Raw genomic sequence first — 17,353 nt, forward strand, 5'->3', positions numbered from 1 at the left:
CCTACAAAGAGCCCTAACCAAGCAAGAAAGCTATCGCGAAGCGATGTCGGAAGACCCCGCTCTCGCGCTACTGAGCGATTTTCAGCCTTTCAAAGACTTGTTAGACCCCAGCTCGACCTAGTCGCTGCGGCTATTTGAGATGACGGCCGCCGTCCAAATGGATTGTGCGGCCAGTGATATATCGGCTGGCTAACAAATATTCTACGGCTTCGATCGCGGCTTCGAACGAGCCCTCCCATGGTAAAACCGCTTTCTGTACGGCTTTTTTCTTGTAGGCCTCGTCATCGTCTTCATTGAACTTGAGTAGGGCAGGTGCAACCGCATTCACCTTCACCTCTGGCGCGCAGGCGGCGGCAAACGAAAGCGTTAGGTTTTCGAGAGCGGCCTTGCTTGCGGCGTAGGCAAAGTGCTTTTTACTACCTCGTGCTGCGACATAATCTGTAATGTGGATGATGTCGGCTAGCTCGCCTTCGCTACCCACTAGCGTGTCTTTCAAGCCCATGTTCATCAAATAAGGGGCCTTGGCGTGCACATTCATCATTCGGTCAAACACTTCTGCGTTGGGGTAGCCCTTACCCTCGGCCATCCAATCGGAGGCATTGTGGACGAGGGCGCGCAGCTGCAGGTGCTTTGTTCTCACCGTTGAGATTAGATCCTGCACTTCATCCATGTCCTGAAAATCACACTGATAAAGCGTCGCGCCTTTGTCCCAAAGAGCATCAAGTTCCTTACGTTCTGAACGATAGGTACCGATAACTTCCCACCCCGTATCCAAGAAATGATGCGCGAGCGCAAGGCCGAGTCGACGGGAAATACCCGTGATAAAAATACTTTTATTGTTTGTCATTGTGCGTGTGTGCTCTATCCCTGATTCAGAAACTCATTGCGAGTTTGCGGATTTTCCTTGAACGAACCACCCAATGCCGTTGTTGAGGTCGCTGATCCTGAATCCATAATGCCACGCGACTTAACACAATAATGTGTCGCATTTATCGAGACCGCAACGTCTTGCGTTCCAAGCAAGGTTTGAAGGGCGAGCAGAACCTGCTGAGTCAATCGCTCTTGAACCTGTGGACGTTGTGCAAAGAAACGCACAATGCGGTTTATTTTTGATAAGCCAATCACTTTGCCTTTTGGAATATAAGCCACTTTCGCTGTGCCGTCGATCGTGACGAAATGGTGCTCGCATGTACTGGTAACCGAAATGCCAGCTACCGTGACCATTTCATCCACAGACATTTTGTTGTCGATCACGCTGATCTTGGGAAAGTTGCCATAGTCCAAGCCAGAGAAAATCTCACGAATATACATCTTGGCGATGCGGTGCGGTGTTTCGTTAAGGCTATCGTCACTGAGATCCAAGCCTAGAGTACTGACCACATCGGTAAACAAGGATTTGAGCCTCTCGTATTTTTGGTCTGTGGTTAGAGTACTTGGTAAAAGCGGCGTTTCTAGCCCCGCAGCAATTAAAGCATCACGAACCAGGTGGGCTTCTTTACTCATTTTTGGCGTGATGGTGGTGTTTGATAGTGCTTCCATGATGGGCTCCTTGCACGGCGGTTAGCCGCGGTACTCTAAACTAAGTGAAACAGAATCGGCAAAACGCAATGCGTGCGGCTTATCAATTTTGACCTTTGCGTAGCTAACCCATTCATGTTCATGGCATATTTCCAGTACATCGCTAACTAATTTTTCCAAGAGCAAGAACCGTCCTGATTCAACGTGCTTAATAATGCCCTTGGCAATGTTCTTATAGTTCAATGCATTCTCAACGTCATCATTTAAGCAAAGCTTATTGGCCGGATAATGGATCTCCGCATTAATGATAATGTCCTGCTGCTTTTCTTGTTCCTCGGGATTAAAGCCGATGAACGTTCTCAGCCGGAGGTTAGTAATATGAATGACGGCTTGGCTAGCTCGCGTTGCGGTCTGTAGATTGGCAATCTTATTTGCTTGGCTCATGGTTTCCTCACAGAGCGGATTCGATGGCTTGGGTTAATTGGCGAGACGTTGGGGAGACAGAGCTTCCAAAATGTTCAATTACCTCACCAGAAGACGACACGAGGTATTTATTAAAGTTCCATTGTGGTGCTTCGCTTTCTGCGGCCAGGTGTTGAAACACCGGATGCGCATTTGTACCGCGAACACTCGTGGTGCTCGTCATTGGAAACTTTACGCCGAAATTGACGTAACAGACTTCTGCGGCCTCGCCTTCATCTCTTGCAGCTTGACGAAAGCTGTTGGAAGGAAAACCAATGATCGTAAAGTTCTGATCCTGATATCGCTCATAGAGTGCTTGCAGTTCTTTAAACTGCGGCGTGAAACCGCACTTGCTCGCCGTATTTACAAAAAGCACGGTCTTGTTCTCGGTTAACGCGCATAGGTTCAACGTCTCTTGGCTATGCAGTTTTGCAACTTTATGATCGAGCCACTGAGCGCACTCAGCCAAAGCGTCAGCGGTGAACGACAGGCTCAAAGACAGCGTTAAAGCAAGGGATCGAAGCGGATGTGCGAACAATGCGGCAGTTTTAAGCATTTGCGTCTATTCTCTTGGCGTTTTAGCTCTCTACGCGAGATCAACGCCCTTTGGTTTACATGCTAAGATAAATATTGAGTTGACCGCTTGGTCAGCTTACTATGGTTTTCTGATCGTTTTACTCTTTTCGTTGAGATTGACATGACATATCCCCGAGATCTAGTTGGCTATGGCCAACACACCCCGAAAGATGTTTGGCCAAACGGCGAACGGGTTGCTGTGCAGTTCGTTATCAATTATGAAGAGGGCGGCGAAAACTGCATTCTCCATGGCGACGCCGCATCCGAAGCCTTTTTGTCTGAGATGATCGGTGCGCCAGCGCTTGAAGGTGTCAGGCACATGAGTATGGAATCGATTTACGAGTACGGCAGTCGTGCGGGTTTTTGGCGATTACACAGGCTGTTTACAGAGCGCAATTTGCCGGTCACCGTTTACGGGGTAACGACCGCCCTAGAGAAGCACCCAGAAGCTGTTCAAGCAATGAAAGACGCAGATTGGGAAATTGCAGCACACGGCTATAAGTGGATCAACTATCAATTTATAGATAAAGACGAAGAGCGCCGTCAGGTCCGCGAAGCCATCAAGAAACATGAAGAAATTACAGGCGAGCGGCCTTTAGGCTGGTACACCGGACGAACAAGCCCAAATACACGTGATCTGGTTTACGAAGCAGGCGGTTTTTTGTATGACGCAGACTCCTACGCAGATGACTTGCCGTATTGGGTATATGACTACGAACAGCCGTATTTAATCGTGCCTTACACGCTTGATACAAATGATATGCGCTTTGCGACAAACCAAGGCTTTAACTCAGGCGATCAATTCTTTACCTATTTGAAAGATGCCTTCGATATGCTCTACGCAGAAGGAGCAAGCGCACCAAAAATGCTGAGCGTCGGCCTGCATTGCCGTTTAGTTGGACGCCCCGCGCGGGCAGCAGCATTGGCGCGTTTCTTGGACTACGTGCAGTCGCATAGCGATGTTTGGGTGGCGCGGCGGGTGGATATTGCCAGGCATTGGCATGAGCATCATCCACCCTCCCAAGCCTAAAAAGCTGCTGCAATTGCAAATTCATCGTTAAAAGCGGGCTCAAAATGCTCATTTACACTCAAGTAAATTGCGCGTTTTCGCCCGTTTTATGCCTCGACTTTACTGTTGGTGAACAATATTGTTGTTAACAAAGTCGATGCCGAATGGAGTCAGCTGCCACACCAAAGCAGACATTGCGTCAGCCGTAAACCTTCACCGGAAATGTGAGAGAAGCGGACCTAATCGGCACAATAAGTTTCGTTCGGTGCTAAGACAAATTACGGACATAACGTCGAGAGAAATCTTAGGCTTTATTTGGTCAGGTTGTCCGAGTTAAGTAGACATACCGCCCCCGGATCAGAGGCGCAGCTTTGATTCGGCCTGCTAGCTAGCTTTATCAGTCACGTATAGACTATAAAAAGCACTCCCTTTTACCTGGATTAAGACACGCATATGGACGAGAGCAAGCATCTAGTTATCAGACATGTCGATGGGTCTTACCAGGATATTACCAAAGATGTAGCAGATATTGTTGATAGAGATGGCCGGTTCTGGGTTCGTTACCAGTTAGGCGGTAAGGAATACGGTTTTCGCAAAGGAAATCTTGAACACGAGAATAGCCCTTCCGAAATAGATCTCAAGGGAGATCTGATAAGCATAAAAGGCGGTAATCCTCATGCTTACGCACAAGTGATTCAGTTCGGTAGTTGGATGAAGCTCTTCTCAGACAGCGGACGATGTTTACTTGCGCGCAAGAACGATTGCAGAAGAATAAAAAATTACGCAAAGGATAAAAGTTCAAATAATCCTTTCGCATATTTTTTTCATTTGTCTGATACCTTCAAGATTGAAAACGACTCTGGGGAGCCGAATGACTATCTCAAAAAGCAGTATGAGTATTGCAGGGTCATCAACCCAAAATCTGCCCTCTACTTCTATCTAGAGGGAGACCAAGAAGCGAGAAAGCAAATATCTGGAGAGGTGATTTTTCCTTTTGGAATTAATCCTTCCCAGAAAGTTGCCGTCGAAAATGCGCTGACGAACCAATTCAGTTTGATAGAGGGGCCTCCTGGTACAGGGAAGACTCAAACAATACTAAATATTATCGCGAACATTTTGAGCAGAGGTCAGACAGTTGGAGTGGTCGCTGGCAGTAACCCCGCAACAGACAATGTTTTTGAAAAACTCGATGCAAATGGCTTTGGTTTTCTGTCTGCCTCCCTCGGAAACAAAGCAAGAAAAGATGCTTTCTTCAACACAGCTCAGTCTGAACCGCAAATAGATTGCTGGGACTTAGGTGAACGCTACAGAGAGCTTTCAACTCGATATCAAGATGTTTACAACAATCTATCAGAAGTGCTTAGTAAGCAGGGTGAAAAAGCTCTTCTAAGACAAGAGCTCAATGAGCTTAGAATCCAGAGAAAGCACTTTGAAAAGAAGTACCCGAAAGCACAACCGGTTTTTCAGCGGTTAAGCTGCAGACGCAGAGCCAAGTCAACAATGGTTCTTCGCTTCAAGCTACTACTAACAAGCCTAAAACAACCAAGTAAGCTCGGTTTGGCACTAGCTTCTTTAAAAGCATTCATCTCGTTTGGTATTTATCGACCAGATCGAATCCTATCTTGTGATTCAGTTTTGATTACGAACTTGGAGAAGGACTACCTGTATCTTAAAGAGCGAGAGCTAGAGGAGCGGATATCAAAGCTCGAAGAAAGTTTGATTGGTTTAAGCAGCAGGGAACTAATGGCCTCTAGTAGAGAGCTCTCCTCAGCTTTGTTTCGTCACTATGTAGCCAGGAACCGGAAAGGTCAGAGAATAAGGTCTTTCACGTCAGATAATTACAAATCTGATTTCGACTCCTTTGTTCAACAATATCCGCTGATATTGAGCACGACCAACTCCTTAAGAAATTGTGTAGAGAGAAATTCGTTGCTGGATTATTTAATCATCGACGAATCTTCACAAGTAGATTTAGTTACCGCTGCAATGGCAATTTCGAGAGCTAAAAATGTTGTGATTGTCGGTGATTTGAAACAGATATCAAACTTCCCTTCAGAGTCTGCGTTACTTCAGAGGGGTGAAATTGAAGCGCGATTTCAAGTACCTCAAGCCTACAATTTCTATACGCAAAGTATTCTTTCCTCTATTTCTGATGTTTTTGGCAGTCGACTAGCTCGCGTCATGTTGCGTGAACATTATCGATGCCATCCCGCAATCATAGGCTTCTGTAACAAAAAGTTTTACAACAATGAACTTCTAGTTATGACGGAAGTAAAAGGTCGAGAGTACCCTTTTTTGGTTTACCGATTAAAAGAAGGAAATCATGCTCGAAAGCAAATAAACGAATCTGGGTTGTTCAGTCAACGTGAGATCTCCGTCATCAAAGATGAAGTATTGCGAGAAGCGCGGTTAGCGAGTGCTGACCCCGAAGAAATCGGCGTTATTGCCCCATACAGGGCGCATGTGAATAAGGCAGTAAAAAGTATGGGTACCAATCGTCTGGATGTAGACACTGTGTATAAGTTTCAAGGCAGAGAAAAGAAAGTAATTATTTTTTCGACTGTGGCCAATTCGATAAATGATTTTATAGACCGAGCCGATACCGTTAACGTTGCGGTGTCGAGAGCGGTAGACCAATTTGTGCTCGTTGCTGGAGATCGTATTTTTGCTGAGCAAGATTCTAATATTGGATCATTAATCCGTTACGTGGATTATCAAACCTTAGGACAGGGATTAGTTCAAAGTAAGAAGTCGTCAATATTTGATCTCCTATACAAGGAGCAAAGCCACCTTCTCCGAAAGGTATTCGAAGGCAGTAAAAAACGCTCTGCTTACGACTCGGAAAATCTTGTGGATGGCTTGCTATTCGATATTTTGGAAAGTGAAGAGTACAACCATTTAACATATGGGCTGCACATACAATTGAATGATATCGTCAAAGAGGCTAGCGACCTGAACCCCGAACAAGCTGCTTTCGTCACAAATCCTTGGTCCCATATTGATTTCTTAGTTTACTCCAAAATAGATTTGCAACCAGTTTTAGCAATCGAGGTAGATGGTTATCAGTTTCATGAGAACAACAAAGCTCAGCAAGAAAGGGACGAAATTAAAAACCAAGTTCTAGACAAAATAGGCTTGAAGCTTCTGAGACTTAAAACAAATGAAAGTGACGAACGGGGACAGATTATGGCGGCATTAAAATAGGCACTATTTTTCATGGTCCGTCTTACCAACACTAGGAATATGCTCTTAGCTCAACGGAGAAGGTCTCCTTTTAGCTCTGGATAGTAAATTACGCGAATGCGATCTCGATAGGTCTGTTACGTCCGCTCTTCATCCAAAACCGATGTACCTTTGCCTCGATCGGCATGTCCGCTATTTGGTGACAGCTGACCGGTTGGAAGCGGAGTTTTAGACTTCTCAGGATAAAGAAGGGAAAAATAGAAGACCTAGAACCTCAAAAGTTAACGACTTTATTGTTCCGCGACGCTTTTGACGAACTCTAAGATTGGCAAACTATTCTGCTCTTGCGTGCGTTTTCGCCTTGTTCAAACTGCTCTCATCACCTCTTTCGCTTAAGCGGATGATGTGTCCAAAATGCGTATTTAGGCGCAAGTAAACTGCGCTCGCCAATGCATGTTTGATCGTCTAGAGTTGTTTCATATTTTGTTGTCTGTTTGGAAATGACGAACGCATGGCCGAGAATACTCCAGAGAAACTTCCTGACGATCTTGAACTACTGATTGATCTTCACAAGAACAACGAGCGTCAAGGCCCTGGTGGCCGATCAGAAACAGAGCTAGCGCTCTATCTTACCGGGCTCGATCTGAATGCGCCTTACAGGATCGCGGATATCGGTTGTGGCACGGGCGCGTCCAGTCTGATTTTGGCAGAGATGCTCAACGCCAAAGTGACTTCGGTAGATTTCCTCCAAGAGTTTCTGAACGAACTGAACGGCATTGCTGAGGAAGTCGAACTCGACGATAAAATCACAAGCTGTTGCGCATCTATGGATGACTTGCCCTTTGAGTCAGAGCAGTTTGATGTCATCTGGTCAGAAGGCGCTATTTACAACATAGGGTTTGAGCAGGGCTTGAAGCAGTGGCGTCATTTTTTAAAACAAGATGGCGTTTTGGTGGCGTCTGAAATTACCTGGACGACCGCAGAGCGGCCAAAAGAACTCGAAGATTATTGGCATGCGGCTTACCCTGAGATCGACACAGCCTCTAACAAAATAAAGGTACTTGAAAGGGCAGGGTACCAGTTACTTGGTTATTTTATTTTGCCAGAGCATTGTTGGATTGATAATTATTACGGTCCACTTGAGCGAAGCTATGATGATTTTTTAGCGCGACACAACAACTCTGAAGTTGCGCAACAGCTCATAGCCGCTGAAAGAGAAGAGGTCGCGCTCTATCGAAAGTACAAAGACTACTACAGCTACGGCGTTTATGTAGCCCGTAAGCTGTAGAGTCGATCAAATGTGTTCACGTAAGGCGCTATTGCGTTGCGGCTTTAGCAAAATTTGCGAGAGCCTTACTCACTTTGTCTAAGACTTGATCACAGCCTTCAATCTCGTGCCGCTCTTTCAGGTAAGCGGGATCGTTATAGGTCAGCGAGACCTTGCCTTCGCTATCTTCCGTTATTAAGGCTTTCTGCGGTAAATCGATACCCACTATCTGTGTGCAGGCCATAAGCGGCGCACCGACCTTTGGATTACCAAAGATGACTAGGGTTGTTGGGTTTAGCCGAACATCAACACTCGCCGCGCCCTTTGAATGCGGGATGGTGGCGAAAATTTTCATGCCCTTTGCTTGGAGCGCTTGGGTAAGTTTGCTGATCGTGGTGTCGAAGTCGTTCGCGCTTGCGACATGTACCATGCCATTGTGCGCCCAAGCAGAACTCGCCATAAACAAAAGTGCTGCGCATAGTGAGCTGAGGCTTTTCATTGTTGTTCTCCTGAGTTTTTGTTTTTTAGTTTGAGCAAGCATAAGGGGGATGTATTGCCGATACAAATCGCGCAAGATGAAGATCCATTTAATGGTGTATCTTTTGAGGTGGTTTATGTCAGTGAATACTCTAAAAACGACATCGGGATACTTGCTGTCGCTCATCCGCAAATATTCGCCCTTGTCGGCTCAGGCTAAGTCTAAGTCGCTTGAGGATATCTATAACTACCTCCCTATTTCAGATCGACTAAGTACCTCCGGGCAGCCGAGTGAAGCACAATTCGCCTTGATCAAAGAGGCGGGTTTTGATTCTGTAATAAATCTCGCACCGCATGATGCCGAAAACTCCTTAGCGGATGAAGCAAACACGCTTAGCGAGCTCGGGCTGCGTTATACGCATATACCCGTTAACTTTGTGCGACCTTCAGAGAGAAAGTTCGAGGCGTTTGTAAAATGTATGTCAGAGTCTGAGGGAGAAAAGGTCTGGTTACATTGTGCTGCAAACATGCGCGCGTCGGCGTTTTTATTTCGTTATCGCACCCAAGTGCTAGGAGAGGATTTAGAGGGAGCAGGTGCGGACTTGCAAAAAATATGGACCCCGTTGGGCGTATGGAAAACGTTTATCAACACGCCCCGAGCTTGAACTCAAAGGACGCGTTGAATGCCGTAATGCTTTTGTCCAACCTTGTCCTTGCTACCACCAATAACGAGCAGGGAAGTTTTCAAACATCTCATGCATGCGATCATGTGCTTTGTTTGAATCGAACTTGGAAACGTCTACCTGAGTCAGGTCGCGATTAGAAGCCGCCTTCCAAATGACTTCACCGGTTTTTGTATCAATCACGTTCACCAACATGCGCGCTTCAAAAACGGCTTCCATTTGTGGTGGATGTCCTGCAGGTTGCGCACCGCCTTGCCAAGCCGGACCGGTCGGGGCCACGCTTTCTATTTCCAAGCGCTGTGATTGCATCGTTTTAAGCGAGTAGCGAATTTCAAAGTCTGCATTCGCGCCATCCACATAGCCTTTTTCTGTCATCACGTCCGCAATTGCCTTGTTGATGAGTTCTTCCGCTTTAGTTGCGATGTCTACATGGCTATGCGAAACCTTAAACGAAATATACTTACCTTCGTTAAAGCCTTCTTTTTGCACATGAACGACCTCAAGTGGCGCGGTTCCGCAGCCAGTGAGGAAAACGATAGTCGTGAATAATAAGCCGGAGGCTAGTCTTGAAAGCATCTTTGATTTCTCTTGTTGTTAGTGGTGAATCTAAAACTACGGTATCCAGAATACCACCTCCTCGGAGCAATTCCATAGCATCTGCTTTATTGCTCAGGTTTTATTTCACGAGACGCTTGGTTTGCGACTAAGCTTTTACAGAAGACCGTTTAACAGTGGATGTTTTTATGTACGTCATGTTTCTGATTTTGATTTGGCTCACTCCGGCGTTCATTGCGGGGGCGCTGGGTTGGTCCGGCATCTGGGGCTCAGGCAGCGCCTTCTTTGAGTATCTTATTCCTTTACCGGTTGCCGGTGGCGTCCTCCACGTGCCGGGATTGATTGTCAGCATGATCGTCATGAAGGTGCTCAATGGCGATGGCGAAGCGTTAACGCGCAAGACGCTATTTAGCTTTGGAGCTGTGGGTGTGTTCGCCTTTGCTCTTGCCTTACATATTGATTTTGATCGTCTGTACAGCGCCATGTTTACCGATTATTCGCCAAGCGGTTCGGCCGTCCGTTTTGATAGCAATGCCTTGTATCTTTTTATCTTAACCGACGCGTTCTGGGTTAGCGTTTATGCGTTTTGTCGAGGTGTTTCATTATCTCGCAAGCATGTGTTCATTTTCTGCGCGGTGCTTTTCGGAGCGCTGTTTGTGAAAGCCATCGGCAAGGGCTTTTCTGGCCCCAGTTTTGAAATTGGTGGCAGTACAAACGGACCGAATCGGGGACAAGAACTGCAAGTTGTGTTCACGAACGCTCAGTATGACGAAGCCGTCTTTAGAAACTGGTTGGCGGAGCGGCCTTATCTTATTCAACCGTGGACGAATCCGAATACTCAGCATGAGTCGCTTGTCTTCACAAATAGTATGCAGATTCTGAAGTGGGGAAAGTACGAAGATCTGAATGACAGTAATATCGTAGCGACCGTATGCGCCTACGAAGAAGACAAATCGCTCGCGTTTTATAAGGGGGCGTTTGATTGTTTTGAGGGTCGACAAACGGTATCTATGCGTATTCAGAAGATTGCTGAGCAAAATCCGACCGGGTTTGTCCCTTGGGTTGATCATTGGGTTGCGACGAGTATTTTATGCGAGAACACTGAGATCCCTGATGAGCGCTATGTACGCGATAGGGCCTTATATAACCTCTGTCTGAATCAGAAAGAAGACTTCAAGCGCGATTTAAAACGGTTTGTGGAATCCTTTGGTGAAGACTCAGACGAAGTAAAACTCATCCGAGAGCGGGCGGCGAGGTTTTAATCGTTAGGCGTAAAAAAGGGCAACCAAAGGTTGCCCGAACCGTTTTCCCTTCAACACAACAAAAGGAAAGTCACTGAGAGTCACTAAACGTCACTACCTAGGTGTAACGCACCAAAAAGGTTCTGCTTTACGCGGTCGCTTCGTGGGTTTTGAGCATTGCAAATAACTGGTCTTTCAATTTTAAACGCACTTTTTTGCGCTCTTCGACGTAATCGTCTGATGGTGTTTCTGCGCCAGTTTCGATCCGGTGCACTTCGTGATCTACATCGTGATATTGGTCGAACAACTTAGCGAAATGCGCATTGTTCATTTTGAGCTCATGGATCTGGTCGCGGTATTCTGGAAGTTCGTGAATTAGATCGTGCTTTTCAATGGTCATATTGTCTCCTCAATGAACCCTTATTTATAACGACTTATGAAACGGGGCGGTCACTGAATCAGATACGTCAGAGGTGACCGATGAATAACTCTGTATGGCTTCATGATGTACTGAAAAACAGCGCGAGGTATTGATTGAGGTCAAATGGATTACGGGTCGCTCTTGAGGAGGGTAGGTTTTCTCTTTAATCACCGACGAGAGGTGCTTAAGTCTTCACGCGAATCTTAACGCGTTAGTTGGTCTTTGGTCTTGGTGGTGCCAATAGAAAGCGAGGCCTATAGCTCAGGGCAATAATATTCCAGAACAAACCCTTGGTCATTATCACCAAGATGCACTCGGCCCCTGAGTTTTTGCGTAATCAGGTTGTATACGATGGACATCCCTAATCCCGTTCCGCCTTCCTTGCGAGCGGTCGTGAAGAAGGGAGTAAAGATATTCTTGGCTTGCTCCTCTGTTAAGCCTGTGCCGTTATCCTGATAAACGACTTTTAAGGCGCCATTCTCATTGAACAGCGCTATGTGAATCTGGTTACCCGGACGCGCTTTAAATCCATGTTTAACACTGTTGGAGATGAGATTCGTGAGAATCTGTGCGTGGACACCTGGGTATGTCGTAAAGCGCGTCATAGCATCTCCTGACACTGTTACCTCAGCGCTTTTTTCGTTCAGCAAGGGTTTTAATGTTGATAAAACTTGTTGGTAATACGCTTTCAGGTGAATGCTCTCTAACTCAGATTCATGCTGATCAGAGGCGGTTTTTTTGAAGTTTTCAATCAACCGCTTGGCGCGATCCAGATTGGTTTGCTGTAAAGCCAAAGATTCTCGCATGTCGTCTTGAAACTTCGACATATCCTGAATGCTGAGTTCGTCGCATTGTATTTTCTTGCTCAGCTCATTAAAGCGGTCAGCCATTACAGAATGGGCGGTAATCGCGATGCCCAAGGGTGTATTCACCTCATGCGCAACACCGGTTACTAAACCGCCCAATGCCGCATTTTTTTCTGACTCTATAAGCTGCTCTTGTGTGGATTTGAGTTGGTGCAGCGTCTCCGTTAGCTCGGTCGTTCGCTCGACGACCTTTTGTTCGAGGCTTTCATTCAACGCCAGTAGCTTATGCTCATAGTCTCTGCGTTCTAGTTCAGCAGAGATTCGTCCGGAGAAAATTTGAAACAGGGTAGAGGTCCGCTTTTCATCTTCGATTGGGGTCTCATACAACGCGACAATTAAGCCAAACACGTTTCCTTTAGAGTCGTGTAAAGGTGTTCCCAAATAGGCCTCTATCCCCATATCAATCAGCAGTTGGTCTTCAGGAAAATATTCGACCACTTTGTTGGGGTAGCAGCAAACAGAATCGTCAGCCACGTTGGCGCAGGGCGTACCTGCGAGGGAATATTCCATGTTATCGGCTTTGCTGCCTTTTACCACCATGGACAGTGTGCGAGAGAGATAGTTATCGATATCCAGTTTAGCGACAAAGGTGTAATCTGCTTTCACCACTTTTGCGAGCTGCTCCGTGATGCTTTGGATAAAGTCCGTGCCTTGCGTATTGGATACGCCCTCGATAATTTCGCGAATCTCGAGTTCCATAAACTCTCCCTAATCCGGATATTGTTTTCTAATATCCATGAGCGTCGTAAAGTTTGCTTCAACAAGTTCCACTAAGGCTGGGTCAAATTTTTTGCCTTTTTGTTCGAGCACGAAGGCAAGAATTTCTTGGTTAGACCAAGGTTCTTTATAGCTGCGTTTCGCGCCCAAAGCGTCAATCACATCAACAATGCCCATGATGCGTGCTTCGATAGGAATATGCTCGCCTTTGAGACCATCCGGATACCCGAAGGGCGCACATGCGCCGGATGTAGCGCTAAAACGCTTGCCTTATCAGCGCAACGCTATACTCTTAGCGAACATTCTCGTTTTGTCATTTATCTATCTTCGGTAGTTGGCTCAGCGCCCAACTATCAGGCTTTAAAATGACAGATCTCCGCTTGCGTTATCAAACTGTAGAGTTTGGTGAAATCGACGTACACCTTTGCACACTTAGGAATAATCAAGAGTTTCATGACCCGGACGGAGTTGCCGAGAAACTCGGTATCAGCTCTGCGACTTGGCCGTTGTTTGGTATCGTCTGGCCTTCGGGGCTCGTGCTTGCGCATCATGTTTTGGGCATGGAAACGGAGTCAAAACGGATTCTTGAGGTAGGTTGTGGAGTAGGGCTCTCCAGCTTGTTGTTAAACAAGCAAAGTGCCGACATTACGGCCACCGATTATCACCCTGAAGTAGATGCCTTCTTGCAGCGTAACGCCCTGTTGAACGGGGATAAGCCGATCGCATTTGAGCGCATTGATTGGGCCGAAAGCGAGAGCGACATGGGTAAGTTTGATTTGATCATTGGCAGTGATCTTTTGTACGAAGATGAGCATGCTCCGTTGCTTGCTGAGTTCATCGATGCGCATGCCAACCCAGACTGCGAAGTCGTGGTGGTCGATCCAGGTCGGGGACGAAAAAACAAACTGAGAGGCCAGCTTGAGCAGCGCGGTTTTAGTTTTTCAGAAGAAAAGCCAGTTGATACAACGTATCTCGATAAGGAATTTAAAGGCTACGTGCTCACATTTAAACGTGTCGTTTGAATGTGTTTGGGAATGAACCCGTTCTTGGCGCTAGAACGTAATGTCCTCTATAAACCGATTATTTTCGAGTAAAGGGAGTAGAGCACAGATGTTTTCACTTTTTAAATCAGACCCGCGAAAGAAGCTAAAGAAACAACATGCCGCCGTGTTGGAAAAAGCGATGCATGCACAACGCAACGGCGATATTAAAAGCTACTCTTTGCTGACCGTAGAGGCCGAAAACCTCTACAAACAGCTGCAAGACCTTGAGCCTGAGCGCGCTGGCCGCTAAGCGCGTTTAGCTAATGCTCGGGTAAGTCACGATCACTCTACGCTCAGGCTTGCCTCGCTAGCTTGGCCGTCAACATATTTCCTAAGCTCTTCGCTACATGGTGCGTTCGTTGATTAGCGAATAGAGACTCTACACGTTTTCGCAACAGCCAAAACCCATGCACATGCATCGTAAGCGACCATGAGGAATCCGCGGTCGTGAATAATGGCCCGAATTGATGATCGTCCCTTTCGAAATTTAAAATCGAACCTAAACTAAAAGCATGGTCTAAGTACTTTTTGGGAAGTTTGTAGGAAGATATGTTGAAAGCGTTTCAGCGTGCATGGCAGATCGTGCTCTTTGTATTGCTCAGCCCGACAGCATGGGCACTTGAGGTGGTGGTTACCGATCAGCATGGCAAAGCTGTCGCCAATGCCTATGTTGGCGTTCCCGAAGGAACCGCAAACCCTGCAGGCAAACCTCCTGCCGTGATGGATCAAGTGGACGTTCGCTTTGTCCCCCATGTGCTTGCGGTGGATCAAGGCCAATCGGTTATTTTTCCCAATAGCGATAATATTCGCCACCATGTTTACTCCTTCTCTGAGCCAAAGCGGTTCGAAATAAAGCTCTATGCAGGTGTGCCTGAAGAGCCGGTGGTGTTCGGCGAGGCAGGTGTTGTGGTGTTGGGATGCAACATTCACGACGCCATGCTGGGTTATATCTTTGTCTCACCTTGGCCAAGCTATGGTGTGACAGATGAGTCTGGAACACTCCGTTTTTCCGAAACACCTGAAAAAATTGCGGTTTGGCATCCATGGTTGGAAAACATCAATGCGCCAATCATGTTCGAGGTGGACGATAAAGAGACAATGACGGTAACTCTCGATCTTATTGCGCCGCAGCCGATTAAAAAGTTCTCGCGTTTTAGAAATCGATATGATGACTAATATTGGACTAAGATCAAAAATACTGCTGTCGTTCGTAGGGTTGATCTTTCTTTCCTCGTTAACGACGATTTTAGCGGTCATTCTCGCCACTAATTCTAGCGTTGAGGCGCAAGCAAAAGACAAACTGATTGTTGGTCAAAACGTATTTGAACAACTGCTGGATATTCGATCTGAGCAGTTGTTTGAGTCAGCTCAAGTGCTGACGGCTGATTTTGGTTTTAAGACCGCGGTGTTAACGGGTGATGAGTCTACCATTGTGTCTGTGCTGGCAAATCATGGTGCCCGTATTGGTGCGGATCTGATGATGCTGACCTCGCTCGATGGGCAGCTGATTGCAAGTACGGGCAGTATCGTAAAGCTGACACATTTTCCGTTTCAATCGTTGTTAAGTGCCGCGGCGGAGCAGGGCGGCCTGGCTAGTACGGTTGTGCTGCAAAACAAGCCCTATCAAATACTCATGTTGCCGGTTAACGCGCCGATCACGAAAGCTTGGGCCTTGGCAGGCTTCGAGATGGACCTATCACTTGCAAGCCAGCTTAAAGAGCTAACGAGTCTTGAGGTTGGATTTATTGGTTCTGGGGAAGACGGTTCGGGTTTTGAGTTAACCACACTCGCGCTAGAGGATCTTGGTCAGTATCCAAGCTCGGATTTAGCGAACGACTGGAAACTCTTCCAAAAAGACGACGAGCGCTTTTTGGCACTGGTTACAACTTTGGTGGATGAGAGCGAATATCGTGTGGTGGCTCAGCTGAGTACCTCTCTTGAGCAAGCGTTGGAGTCTTTTGAACCGCTCAAAATCCAAATTTTGTCCATCGCCATTCTCGCGCTAGTTATGTCTTCTATTGCGGGTTTTGTTATGTCGAAGAATATAACGCGCCCGGTCAATAACTTGGTAAAGGCCGCAGAGCGAATCGCCGATGGCGACTATCAAGTAGAGATTACTGATCAACGCTTTAAACAGAATGAGCTTGCGACATTGGCCAACAGTTTAGACAACATGCAGCGCGGTATCGCGACACGCGAGGCGCAAATTCTTTATCAAGCGCATAACGATCAACTCACCGGCTTGGAAAATCGCAGTGCCATCACAAAGCGAATGACGGCCTTGATTCAGGATTCACCTCGACGCTCCGGAAATATTGGTTTGATGCTGATAGACATCCGGCATTTTAAACAGATCAATGACACACTGGGTTATCAAGTGGGTGATGCGTTGCTGGTTGCGATTGCCCAGAGACTGAAGGCACACAAGACAGGCGATATTGTGCCTTCGCGTATTGCGGTTGATGAGTTTTTGGTTATCGTGCAGGGCGCATCCGGTAAAGAGGTGGAGCAACAGTGTCAGTCTTTGCTTGGCGAGCTCTCTGAGCTATTCCAGATTGATGAACTCACTATTAAAGCAGACTTTTACTATGGCTTGGCTATTTATCCCGAGCACGGTTCGGATACCGAGCAGTTACTGCGTCGCGCCGATATCGCGCTCAACAAAGGGAAGGACTCGCGCTCTCGGTCCCAAGTGTATGAGGTCGGGCTGGACGAAAAGCATCTGAAGCATCTTCAGTTAATCAACAACCTGAAAGAAGCGATAACGAGTAACCAGCTTAGCGTGCACTACCAGCCAAAAGTTGACTTGAAACAAAGAAAGGTCACGCAGGTTGAGGCATTGGTACGTTGGATTCACCCAGAGTTTGGGTTTATTTCTCCCGGTGAGTTCATTCCTCTCGCAGAGCAATCTGGATTGATGCCCTTGCTGACTCGATGGGTGATTCGAGAGACGGTCATGCAGGGCGCGCAATGGAAAGAGCAGGGTGTACACCTGCAAATTGCGGTAAACCTCTCCGCGCACGATTTATCCAATGACGACCTACCGGACTACATTGCAAGTATGCTCAAAAAGCAAAGTATGCCTGCAGATGCCTTTATTTTTGAGGTAACCGAAAGCGCAATGATGGAAGACCCTGAGCAAGCGCTCTCGGTGCTTAATCGACTCAAAACCCTCGGCTTTTTGTTGGCGGTTGACGATTATGGCACAGGTTACTCTTCGCTNAGTCAGCTAAAAGGAATGCCTGTCGATGAGTTAAAGATTGATATGTCTTTCGTTCTAAATCTAGATCAAAGTGCATTTGATCAGGCCGTCGTGCAATCGACGATTGAAATGG

17 protein-coding genes and 1 pseudogene are annotated in these 17,353 nt (G+C 46.8%); 9 read left to right on the forward strand and 9 right to left on the reverse strand.

The genetic code is table 11. The annotated features are described in order from the left end of the window. Window positions 1-130 precede the first annotated feature (130 nt). Genes folM through A3751_RS15355 form a run of 4 tightly spaced genes read right to left on the reverse strand, consistent with a single transcriptional unit; the run spans window position 131 to window position 2,536 of the window. Complete coding sequence (gene folM / locus A3751_RS15340; RefSeq protein ID WP_068457704.1) at window positions 131-847, reverse strand: dihydromonapterin reductase; 717 nt, start codon at window positions 845-847, stop codon at window positions 131-133. Between the two features lie 14 nt (window positions 848-861). Continuing rightward, window positions 862-1,539 carry a GTP cyclohydrolase I FolE gene (gene folE, locus A3751_RS15345; protein ID WP_082863296.1) on the reverse strand — a complete coding sequence of 226 codons (678 nt, stop codon included), beginning with the start codon at window positions 1,537-1,539 and terminating at the stop codon, window positions 862-864. A 21-nt stretch (window positions 1,540-1,560) separates the two neighbouring features. Continuing rightward, the gene (folX, locus tag A3751_RS15350) at window positions 1,561-1,962 is read right to left on the reverse strand and encodes a dihydroneopterin triphosphate 2'-epimerase (protein ID WP_068457705.1); all 402 of its coding nucleotides are present in this window, start codon (window positions 1,960-1,962) and stop codon (window positions 1,561-1,563) included. Window positions 1,963-1,969: 7 nt separating this feature from the next. Continuing rightward, window positions 1,970-2,536, reverse strand: a complete 567-nt coding sequence (locus A3751_RS15355) for a glutathione peroxidase (protein WP_068457707.1) — start codon at window positions 2,534-2,536, stop codon at window positions 1,970-1,972. Window positions 2,537-2,677: 141 nt separating this feature from the next. Here A3751_RS15355 and puuE point away from each other — a divergent pair, with 141 nt between their 5' ends. The 3 genes from puuE (at window position 2,678) to A3751_RS15370 (ending at window position 8,036) form a co-directional block, all read left to right on the forward strand. Next, a complete protein-coding gene (gene puuE, locus A3751_RS15360) occupies window positions 2,678-3,586 on the forward strand; it encodes an allantoinase PuuE (RefSeq protein ID WP_068457735.1) in 909 nt (302 codons plus the stop codon). A gap of 432 nt (window positions 3,587-4,018) precedes the next feature. Further along, window positions 4,019-6,769 carry an AAA domain-containing protein gene (locus A3751_RS15365; protein ID WP_068457710.1) on the forward strand — a complete coding sequence of 917 codons (2,751 nt, stop codon included), beginning with the start codon at window positions 4,019-4,021 and terminating at the stop codon, window positions 6,767-6,769. A 490-nt stretch (window positions 6,770-7,259) separates the two neighbouring features. Next, window positions 7,260-8,036, forward strand: a complete 777-nt coding sequence (locus A3751_RS15370; RefSeq protein ID WP_068457712.1) for a cyclopropane-fatty-acyl-phospholipid synthase family protein — start codon at window positions 7,260-7,262, stop codon at window positions 8,034-8,036. A gap of 28 nt (window positions 8,037-8,064) precedes the next feature. Here the strand turns inward: A3751_RS15370 and A3751_RS15375 are convergent, their stop codons facing one another. Then, complete coding sequence (locus A3751_RS15375) at window positions 8,065-8,514, reverse strand: DUF302 domain-containing protein (protein ID WP_068457714.1); 450 nt, start codon at window positions 8,512-8,514, stop codon at window positions 8,065-8,067. Between the two features lie 115 nt (window positions 8,515-8,629). Between A3751_RS15375 and A3751_RS15380 the strand changes: the two genes are divergently transcribed. Then, the gene (locus A3751_RS15380; protein WP_156492512.1) at window positions 8,630-9,157 is read left to right on the forward strand and encodes a protein tyrosine phosphatase family protein; all 528 of its coding nucleotides are present in this window, start codon (window positions 8,630-8,632) and stop codon (window positions 9,155-9,157) included. Between the two features lie 51 nt (window positions 9,158-9,208). On the opposite strand, the gene A3751_RS15385 is transcribed toward A3751_RS15380, so the two are convergent. After that, window positions 9,209-9,751, reverse strand: coding sequence for a DUF4136 domain-containing protein (locus A3751_RS15385; protein WP_068457715.1), 543 nt, complete (start codon window positions 9,749-9,751; stop codon window positions 9,209-9,211). Between the two features lie 167 nt (window positions 9,752-9,918). On the opposite strand from A3751_RS15385, the gene A3751_RS15390 reads away from it, so the two are divergent. Beyond that, entirely contained in the window at window positions 9,919-10,992 is a 1,074-nt protein-coding gene (locus A3751_RS15390) for a hypothetical protein (protein WP_068457717.1), read from the forward strand. Between the two features lie 127 nt (window positions 10,993-11,119). Here the strand turns inward: A3751_RS15390 and A3751_RS15395 are convergent, their stop codons facing one another. The 3 genes and pseudogenes from A3751_RS15395 to A3751_RS15405 form a co-directional block, all read right to left on the reverse strand. After that, entirely contained in the window at window positions 11,120-11,371 is a 252-nt protein-coding gene (locus A3751_RS15395) for a YdcH family protein (RefSeq protein WP_068457718.1), read from the reverse strand. 275 nt (window positions 11,372-11,646) lie between these two features. Then, window positions 11,647-12,957 (reverse strand): GAF domain-containing sensor histidine kinase, encoded by a 1,311-nt coding sequence (locus A3751_RS15400; protein WP_068457720.1) that lies wholly within the window; start codon window positions 12,955-12,957, stop codon window positions 11,647-11,649. Between the two features lie 9 nt (window positions 12,958-12,966). Continuing rightward, window positions 12,967-13,191: pseudogene (locus A3751_RS15405) on the reverse strand (HD-GYP domain-containing protein); the annotation flags it as partial. 149 nt (window positions 13,192-13,340) lie between these two features. Here A3751_RS15405 and A3751_RS15410 point away from each other — a divergent pair. From A3751_RS15410 to A3751_RS15425, 4 genes are all read left to right on the forward strand, one after another. After that, complete coding sequence (locus A3751_RS15410) at window positions 13,341-13,997, forward strand: methyltransferase (protein WP_068457724.1); 657 nt, start codon at window positions 13,341-13,343, stop codon at window positions 13,995-13,997. Between the two features lie 88 nt (window positions 13,998-14,085). Continuing rightward, the gene (locus A3751_RS15415; RefSeq protein WP_068457727.1) at window positions 14,086-14,268 is read left to right on the forward strand and encodes a DUF6435 family protein; all 183 of its coding nucleotides are present in this window, start codon (window positions 14,086-14,088) and stop codon (window positions 14,266-14,268) included. 299 nt (window positions 14,269-14,567) lie between these two features. Continuing rightward, complete coding sequence (locus tag A3751_RS15420) at window positions 14,568-15,194, forward strand: methylamine utilization protein (protein WP_068457728.1); 627 nt, start codon at window positions 14,568-14,570, stop codon at window positions 15,192-15,194. Next, the coding region (locus A3751_RS15425; protein ID WP_068457731.1) for an EAL domain-containing protein at window positions 15,184-17,353 on the forward strand (2,170 nt) is incomplete at its 3' end. The genes A3751_RS15420 and A3751_RS15425, both read left to right, overlap by 11 nt.

This window comes from Oleiphilus sp. HI0080 (assembly GCF_001635135.1).

Bases quoted from the DNA above. Each gene is read 5' to 3' on its own strand.
- A3751_RS15415 (WP_068457727.1), top strand. From the start codon at position 14,086: ATGTTTTCACTTTTTAAATCAGACCCGCGAAAGAAGCTAAAGAAACAA.
- folX (WP_068457705.1), bottom strand. From the start codon at position 1,962: ATGAGCCAAGCAAATAAGATTGCCAATCTACAGACCGCAACGCGAGCT.
- A3751_RS15420 (WP_068457728.1), top strand. From the start codon at position 14,568: ATGTTGAAAGCGTTTCAGCGTGCATGGCAGATCGTGCTCTTTGTATTG.
- A3751_RS15375 (WP_068457714.1), bottom strand. From the start codon at position 8,514: ATGAAAAGCCTCAGCTCACTATGCGCAGCACTTTTGTTTATGGCGAGT.
- A3751_RS15385 (WP_068457715.1), bottom strand. From the start codon at position 9,751: ATGCTTTCAAGACTAGCCTCCGGCTTATTATTCACGACTATCGTTTTC.
- A3751_RS15390 (WP_068457717.1), top strand. From the start codon at position 9,919: ATGTACGTCATGTTTCTGATTTTGATTTGGCTCACTCCGGCGTTCATT.
- A3751_RS15365 (WP_068457710.1), top strand. From the start codon at position 4,019: ATGGACGAGAGCAAGCATCTAGTTATCAGACATGTCGATGGGTCTTAC.
- folM (WP_068457704.1), bottom strand. From the start codon at position 847: ATGACAAACAATAAAAGTATTTTTATCACGGGTATTTCCCGTCGACTC.
- A3751_RS15400 (WP_068457720.1), bottom strand. From the start codon at position 12,957: ATGGAACTCGAGATTCGCGAAATTATCGAGGGCGTATCCAATACGCAA.
- A3751_RS15370 (WP_068457712.1), top strand. From the start codon at position 7,260: ATGGCCGAGAATACTCCAGAGAAACTTCCTGACGATCTTGAACTACTG.
- A3751_RS15380 (WP_156492512.1), top strand. From the start codon at position 8,630: ATGTCAGTGAATACTCTAAAAACGACATCGGGATACTTGCTGTCGCTC.
- puuE (WP_068457735.1), top strand. From the start codon at position 2,678: ATGACATATCCCCGAGATCTAGTTGGCTATGGCCAACACACCCCGAAA.
- folE (WP_082863296.1), bottom strand. From the start codon at position 1,539: ATGGAAGCACTATCAAACACCACCATCACGCCAAAAATGAGTAAAGAA.
- A3751_RS15410 (WP_068457724.1), top strand. From the start codon at position 13,341: ATGACAGATCTCCGCTTGCGTTATCAAACTGTAGAGTTTGGTGAAATC.
- A3751_RS15355 (WP_068457707.1), bottom strand. From the start codon at position 2,536: ATGCTTAAAACTGCCGCATTGTTCGCACATCCGCTTCGATCCCTTGCT.
- A3751_RS15395 (WP_068457718.1), bottom strand. From the start codon at position 11,371: ATGACCATTGAAAAGCACGATCTAATTCACGAACTTCCAGAATACCGC.